The organism is Pseudomonas weihenstephanensis (assembly GCF_001043055.1).
Lineage (GTDB): Bacteria > Pseudomonadota > Gammaproteobacteria > Pseudomonadales > Pseudomonadaceae > Aquipseudomonas > Aquipseudomonas weihenstephanensis.
Window position 1 is genome coordinate 158,573 of sequence record NZ_JYLF01000001.1, and the last position, 13,199, is coordinate 171,771.

12 protein-coding genes are annotated in these 13,199 nt (G+C 55.5%); 6 read left to right on the forward strand and 6 right to left on the reverse strand.

Translation table 11 applies throughout. The features are described from left to right. Window positions 1-46: 46 nt before the first annotated feature. Window positions 47-1,135 (reverse strand): tRNA (uridine(54)-C5)-methyltransferase TrmA, encoded by a 1,089-nt coding sequence (trmA, locus tag TU86_RS00820; RefSeq protein ID WP_048362422.1) that lies wholly within the window; start codon window positions 1,133-1,135, stop codon window positions 47-49. Continuing rightward, complete coding sequence (locus TU86_RS00825) at window positions 1,132-2,427, reverse strand: NCS2 family permease (RefSeq protein WP_048362423.1); 1,296 nt, start codon at window positions 2,425-2,427, stop codon at window positions 1,132-1,134. Before TU86_RS00825 ends, trmA begins: the two co-directional genes overlap by 4 nt. 210 nt (window positions 2,428-2,637) lie before the next feature. On the opposite strand from TU86_RS00825, the gene TU86_RS00830 reads away from it, so the two are divergent. Then, window positions 2,638-3,075 carry a DUF4879 domain-containing protein gene (locus TU86_RS00830; RefSeq protein WP_048362424.1) on the forward strand — a complete coding sequence of 146 codons (438 nt, stop codon included), beginning with the start codon at window positions 2,638-2,640 and terminating at the stop codon, window positions 3,073-3,075. A gap of 102 nt (window positions 3,076-3,177) precedes the next feature. Here TU86_RS00830 and TU86_RS00835 read toward each other — a convergent pair whose 3' ends face one another. After that, on the reverse strand, window positions 3,178-4,404 hold the full coding sequence (locus TU86_RS00835; protein WP_048362425.1) for an MFS transporter: 1,227 nt from the start codon (window positions 4,402-4,404) through the stop codon (window positions 3,178-3,180). 404 nt (window positions 4,405-4,808) lie between these two features. On the opposite strand from TU86_RS00835, the gene TU86_RS00840 reads away from it, so the two are divergent. From TU86_RS00840 to TU86_RS00850, 3 genes are read left to right on the forward strand one after another with little or no spacing between them, the layout of a single operon-like run. Then, window positions 4,809-6,248, forward strand: a complete 1,440-nt coding sequence (locus tag TU86_RS00840; protein WP_048362426.1) for a cytochrome ubiquinol oxidase subunit I — start codon at window positions 4,809-4,811, stop codon at window positions 6,246-6,248. A gap of 3 nt (window positions 6,249-6,251) precedes the next feature. Then, window positions 6,252-7,259, forward strand: coding sequence for a cytochrome d ubiquinol oxidase subunit II (gene cydB, locus TU86_RS00845; RefSeq protein ID WP_048362427.1), 1,008 nt, complete (start codon window positions 6,252-6,254; stop codon window positions 7,257-7,259). 56 nt (window positions 7,260-7,315) lie between these two features. Then, on the forward strand, window positions 7,316-7,483 hold the full coding sequence (locus TU86_RS00850; protein WP_048362428.1) for a DUF2474 domain-containing protein: 168 nt from the start codon (window positions 7,316-7,318) through the stop codon (window positions 7,481-7,483). 181 nt (window positions 7,484-7,664) lie between these two features. Here the strand turns inward: TU86_RS00850 and TU86_RS00855 are convergent, their stop codons facing one another. Next, window positions 7,665-8,789 carry a methyltransferase gene (locus TU86_RS00855; RefSeq protein WP_048362429.1) on the reverse strand — a complete coding sequence of 375 codons (1,125 nt, stop codon included), beginning with the start codon at window positions 8,787-8,789 and terminating at the stop codon, window positions 7,665-7,667. Window positions 8,790-8,952: 163 nt separating this feature from the next. Further along, window positions 8,953-9,642, reverse strand: a complete 690-nt coding sequence (locus TU86_RS00860) for an autoinducer binding domain-containing protein (protein ID WP_082152848.1) — start codon at window positions 9,640-9,642, stop codon at window positions 8,953-8,955. A 461-nt stretch (window positions 9,643-10,103) separates the two neighbouring features. Between TU86_RS00860 and TU86_RS00865 the strand changes: the two genes are divergently transcribed. Beyond that, the gene (locus tag TU86_RS00865) at window positions 10,104-10,880 is read left to right on the forward strand and encodes a ferredoxin--NADP reductase (RefSeq protein WP_048362430.1); all 777 of its coding nucleotides are present in this window, start codon (window positions 10,104-10,106) and stop codon (window positions 10,878-10,880) included. A 61-nt stretch (window positions 10,881-10,941) separates the two neighbouring features. On the opposite strand, the gene mscL is transcribed toward TU86_RS00865, so the two are convergent. Then, window positions 10,942-11,358 (reverse strand): large-conductance mechanosensitive channel protein MscL, encoded by a 417-nt coding sequence (mscL, locus tag TU86_RS00870; RefSeq protein WP_048362431.1) that lies wholly within the window; start codon window positions 11,356-11,358, stop codon window positions 10,942-10,944. Window positions 11,359-11,668: 310 nt separating this feature from the next. Here mscL and katB point away from each other — a divergent pair, with 310 nt between their 5' ends. Next, window positions 11,669-13,186: a catalase KatB gene (katB, locus tag TU86_RS00875; protein WP_420876360.1), complete on the forward strand. Its 1,518-nt coding sequence runs from the start codon at window positions 11,669-11,671 to the stop codon at window positions 13,184-13,186. Window positions 13,187-13,199 lie beyond the last annotated feature (13 nt).

Here is a 13,199-nt window from a genome sequence, read left to right on the forward strand (position 1 = left end):
GGCAGCTGCTACAAGACGCCCCGCGCTTATCAGCCTCGCGAAGCGTTTACCGGCGAACCAACAACACACCCGATTCCATGTGGTGCGTCCACGGGAATTGGTCAAACACGGCACAACGCTCAATGCGGTGAGTGTCATGCAGTTGAGCGATGTTTTCGGCCAGGGTCAGCGGGTTGCATGAGATGTACAGGATATTGTCGAAGCGACGGGTCAGCTCGCAGGTGTCCGGGTCCATGCCTGCGCGCGGCGGGTCAACAAAGACGCTCCCGAAGTCGTAGCTTTTCAGGTCAATGCCTTGCAAGCGGCGGAACGGACGTACTTCATTCAGGGCTTCGGTCAACTCTTCGGCCGACAAGCGCACCAAGGTGACGTTATCCACAGCGTTGTCGCTAAGGTTGTTCAGTGCGGCATATACCGAGGTCTTGCTGATTTCGGTGGCTAGCACTTTGCGCACGCGGGTGGCCAACGGCAAGGTGAAGTTGCCGTTGCCGCAATACAACTCCAGCAGGTCATCCGCCCGTTCGCCCAAAGCGTCGTACGCCCAATTGAGCATCTTCTGGTTGACCGTGCCATTAGGCTGAGTGAAGGCGCCTTCCGGTTGTTGATAACTGAAGACACGGCCAGCGACTTCGAGCTTTTCTACGACGTGATCGCGACCAATGACGATACGCTTGCCCTTCGAGCGGCCAATGACACTGATGTCGAGGTCTTTGGCCAGTTGCTCGGCGGCCGTTTGCCAGTGCTCGTTCAGCGGGCGGTGATAGCACAAGGTGACCATCGCATCGCCCGCCAGCGTGGTTTGGAACTCGACCTGAAACAGCTTGTGGCTCAGGGCCGAACTGGCTTTCCAGGCGGCCTTGAGCTGTGGCATCAGTTGATTGATGCGCAGGCTGGCAATCGGGAAGTCTTCGATCAGGATTGGCGTACGTTTATCTTCAGGGGCAAACATCGCGTAGTGACGCTCGCCACCTTCGCGCCACAAGCGGAACTCGGCGCGCAGGCGGAAGTTTTTCAATGGCGAATCGAAAACTTGAGGTTCTGGGGCATCGAACGGCGCCAGCAACTCGCGCAGACGGTTGGCCTTGGCCTCCAGTTCTACGGCGTAAGTAGCAGAATCAAACGGCAAGGCACTCATGCGTTAAACCAACCCAACTTGACCACGAACAGAACCGACAGAATGATCAGCGGCGCGTTCAGCTCGCGTGCGCGGCCCGACAGCAACTTGATCACGGTCCAGGAAATAAAGCCGAAGGCGATGCCGTTGGCGATGGAGTATGTAAACGGCATTGCCAGAGCGGTGATGACCACCGGCGCGGCGACGGTCACGTCATCCCATTCGATTTCAGCCAGGCCACTCATCATCAATACGGCCACGAACATCAGGGCAGGCGCGGTGGCGAATGCCGGTACGCTGGCCGCCAGTGGCGAGAAGAACAGGGCGAGCAAGAACATGATGCCGACCACGATGGCAGTTAAGCCGGTACGGCCACCGGCGCTCACGCCCGCTGCCGACTCGATGTAGCTGGTGGTGGTCGAGGTGCCGAGCAGTGAACCGGCCATGGCCGCGGTGCTGTCAGCGATCAGGGCGCGGCCCATTTTCGGCATGTGGCCGTCTTTGCCCATCAGGCCCGCGCGCTTGGCAACCCCGATCAGGGTGCCGGAGTTGTCGAACAGGTCGACGAACAGGAAGGCGAAAATGACGCTGATCAGCCCGATGTCCAGCGCACCCTTGATGTCCAGTTGCAGGAAGGTGGGGGCCAGCGAAGGCGGCATCGACATCACGCCACCGAACTCGGTCACGCCCATGACGATGGAGGCCACGGTCACGCCCAGAATGCCGATCAGCACGGCGCCGCGTACCTTCATGGCTTCAAGTGCCACGATCAGGGCAAAGCCCAGCGAGGCGAGAATGACTTTGGGTTGGGTCAAGTCGCCCATGCCTACCAGCGTGGCCTTGTTGGCCACCACGATGCCGGCGTTACCCAGTGCGATCAACGCCAGGAACAAGCCGATACCGGCAGCAATCGCTGAGCGCAGGGGCAGCGGAATGCTGTTAATGATCCATTCGCGGATGCGGAAGATCGACAACAGAAAGAACAGCACAGCAGAAATGAAGACCGCACCCAGCGCCACTTGCCAGGTGTGGCCCATATGCAGCACCACGGTATAAGTGAAGAAGGCGTTCAGGCCCATGCCCGGTGCCAATGCAATCGGGTAGTTGGCGATGATGCCCATGATTGCTGAGCCGATGGCGGCCGCCAGACAGGTCGCGACAAACACCGCGCCTTTATCCATGCCGGTTTCGCCCAGAATGCTCGGGTTGACGAACAGGATGTAGGCCATTGCCAGAAACGTGGTGATACCCGCAAGAATCTCGGTACGCACGTTGGTGTTGTGTGCCTTGAGTTGAAACAGCCTTTCCAGCATGCCAGTCCCCGTGGCGCCCCAGGCGCCGTAATTAAATCGTGTTCAACAGCAAAGCACAGACCTTGAACGCCTGAAGATTTTCTGTCTGTCGGAAAAAGCCGCGCATCATACCAGCAGCTTCGACGTATGGCTGCTTTGGTTTTGGTGTGGGCCGATGTTTTGTAACGCGCAGGTGACAGGCATACTGTGTGCCAGTTTTTCGGGGGACTTATGACGCGCACATTTAAATCTGTTTTAGCTTGTTTCAGCCTGTTTATGAGTGTGGGTTTAAGCGCTGCGCCAGCGACCCGGCTGGACAGCATTGAAATCCTGCAGGTGACCTCTGTTAAGGGCGCTGACGAGGAGGTAGGCAGCAAGACGCGTACTGTGCGCGAGCACCACGGTACAGAGGTGCACGTCTATGTATTGGAACGCGGCTATGGCAACCCTCAGCCCAATGTCACGTTCAACGGCCAAAGGTTGAAAGGCGAAAGCGCCCCGCTATGCAACCAGGCCGAAGGTTTAGTGGTATGCAATGGTGCAGGAAGCACCGTTGGTTACCTTCACACCTTCACGTTCAGTAACACCGATGGCGGCAGGTTTGAGTTCAGTAACGTTTCGTTGGTGCCCCCGCATGACCGGCTCAGCGCCAGCCTCGATATACGGTAGTCGCTGCCGCAGGCTGCGAAGCAACGCTTTTTTCCAACACGGCGCGATCTCTTAAAGTCCCCTCAATCCGTAATCCCCATTCACAGCCCGCGCATACGGTGATTACGGATTTTTGTCTTCGACCATCCGGTCGCGATTAGCCAGCCCGGGGAACAGTTTTATCCACAGCCCGGTCACCACCAATGTGCCGATGCCGCCCAGCACCACGGCCGGCACGGTGCCCAACCAGTGGGCGGTGGCCCCTGACTCAAACTCACCGAGCTGATTCGAGGCGCCGATAAACAGGCCATTGACTGCGCTCACGCGGCCACGCATTTCATCCGGGGTTTCGAGCTGCACAAACGAGGCGCGGATCACCATGCTGATCATGTCCGCTGCACCCAGCACTACCAGCACCGCCATTGAAAACCAGAATGAGGTCGACAACCCGAACGCGATGGTTGCGACCCCAAATACACCGACAGCCGTGAACATGATGCGCCCGACCTTGCGCTCCACGGGGAACCGCGCAAGCCACAACGACATTAACAGCGCGCCTACGGCAGGGGCTGAGCGCAACATGCCCAGGCCCCAAGGCCCAGTGAGCAGAATGTCTTTGGCAAATACCGGCAACAGCGCCGTTGCCCCGCCCAGTAGCACGGCAAACAAGTCCAGAGAGATGGCGCCGAGCACATCAGGGCGACTGCGGATGAAACGAATCCCCCCCAGTAATGAGTCCAGCGTGGCTTTGCCTTTATTAAGAGCGGCCTGACGGGCTGGCAGGTTGCTCATCAGCAACGCGGCAATCACGTACAGCGCCACCGAAGGGCCATATACCCACACACTGCCAAAGGCGTACAGCAACCCGCCAAACGCCGGGGCAATAATGGTTGCCGATTGTTGTGCTGCCTGCGCGGCAGCGACCGCCCGTGGAAACAGGCTCACCGGTACGATGGAAGGCAAGAGTGCTTGTGTGCTCGGCATCTCGAATGAACGTGCACTGCCCAGCAAAAACGCCAGGATGAAGATCATTTCCCGCGTGACATGGCCCGTAGCGCTGCTGATGGCCAGCGTCAGCGCAATCATGCCTTGTAGGGTTTGGCATAACGCCGCCACCTTGCGCCGGTCATAGCGATCCGCCACATGCCCGGTGTGCAGCATAAACATGACGCGCGGGGCGAACTCGATCAGCCCGACCCAGCCAAGGTCCATCACATTGCCGGTGAGTTGATAGAGGTTCCAGCCAATGGCCACAGTCAGCATCTGAAACGCACTGGCAGTGAAAATACGCGCAAACCAAAAGGCGATGAACGGTCGGTGATGGCGAAGCAACAAGGGCGGGGAGATCATCTAAAAGCCGTGAGTGCTGGCAAGGGAGATCGCGAGATTATCATTAATCTGTAACAAGTAATGACGCGCAGAGGGTGTCTAAAAGCTGACAAACGGTTAGGCGCCAATGAGTCTTTATTGATTACCTATCGTTCCTGCAAAGGTCTATTTCGGGGCCTGGGACAACCTGTCACGCGACAACAAACCACATTAGCCGCCTGCCCGGAATGGACTACTCTTTCAGCAATGCTTGATCCAGATCAAAACGTCTCGCGTTTTATTTGGAATGGCCAGCCGGCCAGATCCCCTTTGCGCTGTGGTTAAAAGAGCGAACGCTGATTCGCTGTGGCCAGAGCCTGCGGGACAGTTGGATACAGGCCCGTGCCCGTGTCCTGAACGACCTGATACCTGATAGAGGAAGGCTTATGTTCGGTTTGGAGGCTTTAGATCTCGCCCGAATTCAGTTCGCGTTTACCGTTTCGTTTCACATCATTTTCCCCGCCATTACTATCGGTCTCGCCAGTTACCTCATGGTGCTCGAAGGGATGTGGCTGAAAACCCGTGACGACACGTACCGCGATCTGTATCACTTTTGGTCGAAAATTTTCGCTGTCAATTTTGGTATGGGCGTGGTTTCCGGTCTGGTCATGGCTTATCAGTTCGGTACCAACTGGTCACAATTTTCCGACTTTGCAGGGGCGGTGACCGGGCCACTGCTGACGTATGAAGTGCTCACGGCCTTCTTCCTTGAAGCCGGTTTCCTGGGCGTCATGCTCTTTGGCTGGAACCGCGTGGGCCGAGGGATGCACTTCTTCTCGACCGCGATGGTGGCCTTGGGCACATTGGTCTCCACGTTCTGGATTTTGGCGTCCAACAGCTGGATGCAGACCCCGCAAGGTTTTGAAATCATCGATGGCCGTGTGATCCCGGTGGATTGGCTGGCGGTGATCTTCAACCCTTCGTTCCCGTACCGTTTGGCGCACATGGCGACCGCTGCCTTTGTCGCGACAGCGTTTTTTGTCGGTGCATCCGGTGCGTGGCACTTGCTGCGAGGCCGCAATACGCCCGCCATTCGTCGTATGTTTTCCATGGCGATGTGGATGGCCCTGGTGGTTGCGCCGGTTCAGGCGTTTATCGGTGATGCTCACGGTCTGAATACGCTTGAGTATCAACCGGTCAAAATCGCGGCTATTGAAGGCCACTGGGAAAACAAGCCCGGCGAGCCTACGCCGCTGATCCTGTTTGGCATCCCGAACATGAAAACCGAAACCACCGATTACAAGGTTGAAATTCCTTACCTCGGCAGCCTGATCCTGACCCACAGCCTGGACAAACAAATCCCGGCGATGAAGGACTACCCGGCCGCCGACCGTCCCAACTCGACCATCGTGTTCTTTACCTTCCGCATCATGGTTGCGCTGGGCATGATCATGATCTTCATCGGACTGTGGAGTGTGTGGCTGCGCAAGCGTGGCACGTTGTACGAGAATCGTTGGTTCTTGCGCCTGGTGTTGTGGATGGGGCCGTCGGGGCTGATCGCGATTCTGGCGGGCTGGTTCACCACTGAGGTAGGTCGCCAACCGTGGGTGGTGTACGGTTTGATGCGCACCGCAGATGCCTCGTCTAACCACAGCGTGGCGCAGATGAGCATCACCTTGATCATGTTTGTAGTGGTCTACTTCTCACTGTTTGGTGTAGGGCTGGGTTACATGATGCGCTTGGTGCGCAAAGGCCCGATCACCCATGAAGGTGATGAGCACCCCTCCGGTGGTCCAGGCCAGCAACGCACGCCTGCCCGTCCTTTGTCTGCTGCCCACGAGGGTACAGAAGAAGGCCACAGCGACAGCCTGAATAAGGGGAATTGAGTCATGGGTATTGATCTGCCACTTATCTGGGCAATCATCATCATCTTCGGGATCATGATGTACGTGGTGATGGATGGTTTCGATCTCGGGATCGGCATCCTCTTTCCGTTCATCAAGGGCGAGCAAGATCGCGACGTGATGATGAATACCGTTGCCCCCGTTTGGGACGGTAACGAAACCTGGCTGGTATTGGGGGGCGCGGCGTTGTTTGGCGCCTTCCCACTGGCCTATTCGGTAGTGTTGTCAGCGTTGTATCTGCCATTGATGTTGATGCTGATTGGCTTGATCTTCCGCGGCGTGGCTTTTGAGTTCCGCTTCAAGGCCCGTGCCGAGAAGCGTCATATCTGGGACAAGGCGTTCATCGGCGGCTCGGTGGCGGCGACCTTTTTCCAAGGGGTGGCGCTGGGTGCCTTCATTGACGGCATCCCGGTGGTCAATCGCCAGTATGCCGGCGGTGGACTGGACTGGCTGTCGCCCTTCACTGTGTTTTGCGGGATTGCGCTGATCGTGGCGTACGCTTTGCTGGGCTGCACATGGCTGATCATGAAAACCGAGGGCCACCTGCAAGCGCGCATGCACAAACTGGGTCGCCCGCTGGCACTGGCTGTGCTGGTCTTGATGGGCGTTGTCAGCCTGTGGACACCGTTGGCGCATTCAGACATCGCCGCGCGCTGGTTTACCTTGCCGAACCTGTTCTGGTTCTTGCCGGTGCCGATTCTGGTGTTGGTGACGATGTATGGCCTGCTTAAAGCGATTGCCCGCAATGCCCATTACACGCCGTTTCTGTTGACCCTGGTGCTGATCTTTTTGGGTTACAGCGGTTTGGGCATCAGCTTGTGGCCGAACATCATCCCCCCCTCGATTTCAATATGGGACGCGGCCGCGCCGCCGCAAAGCCAGGGTTTCATGCTGGTGGGGACCTTGTTCATCATTCCGTTCATTCTGGGTTACACCTTCTGGAGCTACTACGTGTTCCGCGGCAAGGTGACCCACGAAGACGGCTACCACTAGACGTGCCTGCTGCGGCCTGAGGGCCGCAGCCATTTCCTTCAGAGGAGTGCCTGAACATGGCCGGAAAAGATTATCTAAACGACGTGCAAGAGTGCGAGAAAAAGCCGCTGTGGCAACGCATTGGCTGGTTGCTGGTGATCTGGACCGCCAGCGTGGCGAGCCTGGCGGTGTTTGCCATGCTGGTCCGTTTGTTCATGTCGGCGGCGGGTATGAAAACCCACTGATCAGGCAGCAACCGACTTCCCATCCCGTTGCCTTGCAGCACGGATTTATAACCCGCTTCGGCGGGTTTTTTTTGCTTGGCTGCCGGCAACGCCGTAGTCGCTGTACGAGGCGAAGGCTGCGATGGGTCACAACCTTACTTCGCAGCCTTCGTGCTTGGGCAGCCACTAAAGGGATCAGCGTTTATTTGCGCGCTTTTAGAATCACAAACTTGGGCGTGGCGGCCACTTGTTCTACGCCGCGAAACAGCTTGGCCAGCTTGCTGTGGTAGCCCAAATGGCGGTTGCCGACGATATACAGCGCGCCACCAACCACCAACGCATCGCGGGCTTGGTGGAACATGCGCCACGCCAGAAAGTCGCCCACTACTTGCTGCTGATGAAACGGCGGGTTGCACAGCACCACGTCCAGAGACTGGGGTTCCTGGCCTGCCAAACCGTCATCAGCCCGCACGATCACGTCACGATCGCCCAATGCCGCCTGCCAGTTTTCACGGGCAGATTGCACTGCCATAAACGACTCATCGACCAGTGTGTAATGAGCATCCGGGTTGTTCAGTGCGCTGGCGATGGCTAATACGCCATTGCCACAGCCCAAATCGGCCACTCGCGCTGTACCCAGGTTTTTTGGCAGATGCGGGAGGAAAGCGCGCGTGCCGATGTCCAGGTCTTCCCGGCAGAACACGTTGGCATGATTGAGCAGTTCAATGGCCGGATCATCCAGGCGATAACGCGTCGGATAAGGCGATATGAAAAGGGGCTTGGCTTGCGCCTGCGCGCTCAGCAAGCGTGCTTTCTTCACGGCCAGAGAGGCCTGAACCGGGCCGATGTAGCGCTCCAGAAGATCCCCCGCAGCACGTGGCAAGTGTTTGACCATGGCACCAGCGATCACCGGGGTGCCGGGCCCCAATTGACCTTGTAAACGAATCAGTTGCTCTTCAAGCAGTGCGAGTGTCTTGGGGACTTTGATCAACACGCAGTCGAAAGGCCCCACCAGAGGTTCGCTGGCGGGCGTGACCTTGACCGCATCAAACGCGAGGTGATTACGCGACAGATTTTTTTCCAGGGCTTGAATGGCGAGGCATGAGTCGCTGCTGCTGGTAACGTCCATCGTGCTAACCAGGCTGATAGCCAGTGCACCAAAACTGTCATTGAGCACCAGAACGCGGCTGCCAGAAGGCAGCGCCTGTTCGGCAAGGTGGTTAAGCAAATATTCATCCGCCGCATCAAAAGCCTGTAAAGGCTCATTCTGTTGTTCTGGCTGGCGGATCAACTGGAGTTGGGCGAAAGGGGTTTCGAGCACAGGCATTTGGACAAACTCTGAGGAATCGCAGCGGCGTGCGTGCCGTGGGGGGCAGGTAGCAACGCTGGAGTCCGTGGGTTTTACAGGTGTGCGCGATTTTACTTTTTTTCGCAGGAGATTACCTGATGCGTTTATCAGGTGAATGCTGGAGGGCGGCAATGCCGCCCGTTTATAACAGGCCGGACTTGGTCGCGATGACGACGGCGGAGGTTTTATTGTTCGCCCCCATTTTTCGGATGGCACTGCTGATATGGAAATTCACCGTACGGGTGGTCAGGCTAAGAATCATGCCAATGTCGAAAGCCGTTTTTCCTTCAGCGGTCCATTTCAGTACCTCTGACTCTCGCGCTGAAAGTCGGTGGGGTTGGGCCTGTTCCACGTGGCGTGGCAAGTACCGGGTTGTCATGGAGGTGTGTAATTGGTTGCACAACCACAACACACCGGCGGCCTTGTCTTCAAACTCATCTTCAGTGAGAGGGGGGCAAGACCTGGCCAGGCTCAAAATACTGACCACCCCCTTTGTGTCATGCACCGACTGCGACCACCCGTAATTCAAACCGTTCGCTTGATTGCCGGCCCAAATTTCGGGTGTGTCACGAAACAGCTCTTCATCCCAAATAATGGGTGAGATAGAGAGTTGGCAGTGAATAACAATAGGATTTTTTTGTACGAAGTGGCTTTTTTCATACAACTCCATAAATCCATGTGGATAGTTTGTAATGATTTTGCTATGCGTTGAGATGCTTCCAAAGCGTGGAATTAATCTGAACAAAAAGAAGTTAAATCCATAGGTTTCAATCTTTTTGAGTGTATTCTGCAAGCTGAGACTCGGTTTTATGGGTAATGCATTGATTTTCATAGAAGGTATTGTGAGTTTTCATGAGGAGATCCCTTGCCCCTAAAGATGTGATCCAATTTGCATGACGACCTCCATAGTAGTTTAGATTTGTAGGACGTTTCAAAATCATTAAATTTATTTTGAGTTTTGGTTGTTTGCAGCAGATTGGTGTGATTGCTCTAATATCGATATTCGATAAGGGCGAATTGTATGGTGAGTGTCATGACAAGATATATAAGAGGCGTATATTTTGACGCCAGTGTTTAGTGTTTAGTGTTTAGTGTTTAGTGTTTAGAGGGCGGGGGTAATAGGTTTAAAACCATTTTAGGAGTGTGGGTATATAGGCTATGTCAATAGACTATTAAGCGATTGGAAGTTGCCATTGGTTCCGCCGCGCTGTGAACACAATGCCATCACAAATCGTCGGTGTTCCTCACCGCTGCTTTGCGCGACACTAGGCGCACTAGCCAATGGAGTGCCCCATGACTGCCAGTGCAGAAAAATTCACCCGTCAAACCCTCCTTGATGTCACCCCGTTGACCCCCAGTCTCTTCACCCTGCGCACCACGCGTGATCAGGGGTTCCGGTTTACGGCCGGTCAATTTGCCCGACTGGGTGTGACCAAGGCCGATGGCAGCACGGTCTGGCGCGCGTACTCAATGGTCTCTTCACCTCATGATGAGTTTCTGGAATTTTTCTCGATTGTTGTGCCCGGAGGAGAATTTACCAGTGAACTCAGCCGCTTGCAGGTGGGTGATAGCGTGCTGGTTGACCGTCAGGCCTTCGGTTATTTGACGCTTGACCGTTTTGTGGATGGTCGTGATCTGTGGTTGCTATCGACGGGCACGGGTGTCGCGCCGTTTCTGTCGATTCTGCAAGACTTTGAGGTGTGGGAAAAATTTGAGCGCATTATTCTGGTGTACAGCGCCAGGGAACAAAAAGAGTTGGCGTATCAGGATTTGATCCATCAGTTAACGACGCGTGAGTATCTCGCCCAGCATGCGCACAAGTTTACCTATGTGCCGATTGTTACTCGGGAGGTAATACCGGGTGAACTGCATGGCCGAATAACCACACTCATTGAGAGGGGTGAACTTGAGGCGAGGGTGGGCGCTCAGTTAACTGCAGAACATTCGCGGGTCATGTTGTGTGGTAATCCTCAGATGATTGACGATTCACGTAAGTTATTGAAAGAACGAAATATGCAACTAAGTTTGACGCGTCGACCCGGGCAAGTCGCAGTTGAGAACTACTGGTAGCTGTTTGTTTATAAACATAACGAATAAAAAACGGCGCCTTCAGGCGCCGTTTTTTCATTGATCATTCAGGTCGATTGTTCTGGACCTTAAGCAGATCACGAATCTCGCCCAGCAACTCTTCTTCTTTTGACGGAAGGGGTGGTGCGCTCGGTGCAACGGCTTCTTCACGTTTCAGACGGTTGATCGCCTTGACACCCATAAAGATTGCAAAGGCGACGATGATGAAATCAATCACGCTCTGGATGAATTTACCGTAAGCCAGCACCACGGCAGGCGCATCGCCTACGGCAGCTTTAAGGGTAATGGCCAGGTCACTGAAATCCACACCGCCGATCAGCAATCCCAGGGGGGGCATGATGACGTCGCCGACGAAGGACGACACGATCTTGCCAAACGCAGCGCCGATGATGATGCCCACGGCCATATCGACCACGTTCCCTTTGACCGCGAAGGCCTTGAACTCACTTATCACGCCCATAGGTTATTCCTTGTTACAGATGAGATTGGTAAAGGCAGTGTAAATCAGCATTGGAGATATTGCCTGATCGGTTGACTGCCTCTATGCGCAGGTTATCGACCTGCTGAAACGTCATAAGTTTTCACCCGCTAGCCAAGGGGGCGCCAATTACTCGATTAAATTGCCCTGTACCAGCTTTTTTTCTTAATGGCTGACTTGAGACCTTTCTATTTAGGATTCGCGGCGCGGACCTCTAGCCTTTGCTCAGTGCACGTTGATGCGCACCCAATAATTAGAGGATCTACACATGGCCACCCCCCTTGGCTTCGGAATGCTTTCACAGCGTCGCCTGCTGTGTATTTTGAGCGCAAGCTTGCTGTCGGCGTCTGTTCAGGCCGCCACATTGACACGCGACAACGGCGCGGCTGTTGGTGATAACCAAAACTCTCAAACGGCTGGAGCCAACGGTCCAGTGCTGCTGCAAGACGTGCAATTGTTGCAAAAACTGCAACGTTTTGACCGCGAGCGTATCCCTGAGCGCGTTGTACATGCTCGCGGTACGGGCGCTCACGGCACGTTCACCGTGACCAATGGTTTGAGCGACCTGACCAAAGCCAAGGTATTTGCAGCGGGTGAAGTCACGCCGGTATTTGTGCGTTTCTCGGCCGTGGTACATGGCAACCATTCGCCTGAAACCCTGCGTGACCCGCGTGGTTTTGCTACCAAGTTCTATACCGCAGAGGGTAACTGGGACTTGGTAGGTAACAACTTCCCCACGTTCTTTATTCGTGACGCGATCAAGTTCCCGGACATGGTTCACGCCTTCAAGCCCGATCTGCGCACCAATCTGGACGATGACTCACGCCGCTTCGACTTTTTCTCCCACGTTCCAGAAGCGACCCGCACGCTGACCGAGCTGTACTCCAACGCGGGGACGCCCGCCAGCTACCGTGAAATGGACGGCAACGGTGTGCACGCCTACAAATTGGTTAACGCCAAGGGCGACGTGCGCTACGTCAAGTTTCACTGGAAAAGCCTGCAAGGCCTGAAGAACCTTGATCCAAAACAAGTGACTGAGGTTCAGGGCAAAGACTACAGCCACATGAGCAACGATCTGGTCACTCACATCAAAAACGGCGACTTCCCCAAGTGGGACTTGTACGTGCAGGTGCTCAAGCCTGAAGACCTGAAGACCTTTGATTTCGACCCGTTGGACGCGACCAAAATCTGGCCGAATGTGCCTGAGCGTAAAGTCGGCCAGATGGTGCTTAACCGCAACCCGGCGAATGTATTCCAGGAGACCGAGCAGGTCGCGATGGCTCCGGCCAACCTGGTACCGGGTATCGAACCGTCGGAAGACCGTTTGCTGCAAGGGCGTGTCTTCTCGTACGCCGACACCCAGATGTACCGTTTGGGCGCTAACGCAATGCAGCTGCCGATCAACGCGCCACGGGTTTCGGTGAACAATGGCAATCAGGACGGCGCGATGAACCTGGGTCACACCAGCAGTGGTGTGAACTATCAGCCTAGCCGTCTGGAGCCGCGCGCAGAACCACAGTCCGCGCGTTACAGCGAAATGACGCTGTCGGGTACGACCCAGCAAGCGAAGATCACGCGTGAGCAAAACTTCAAACAGGCCGGTGATTTGTACCGCTCATTCAACAAGAAAGAGCGTAACGATCTGATTGAAAGCTTCGGCGGGTCGCTGGCCACAACAGATGATGAAAGCAAGCACATCATCTTGTCGTTCCTCTACAAAGCTGATCCTGAGTACGGCACAGGCGTGACAAAAGTCGCCAAAGGTGACTTGGCACGGGTCAAGGCTCTGGCAGCCAAACTGGTTGATTAACCGCTAGACCTCA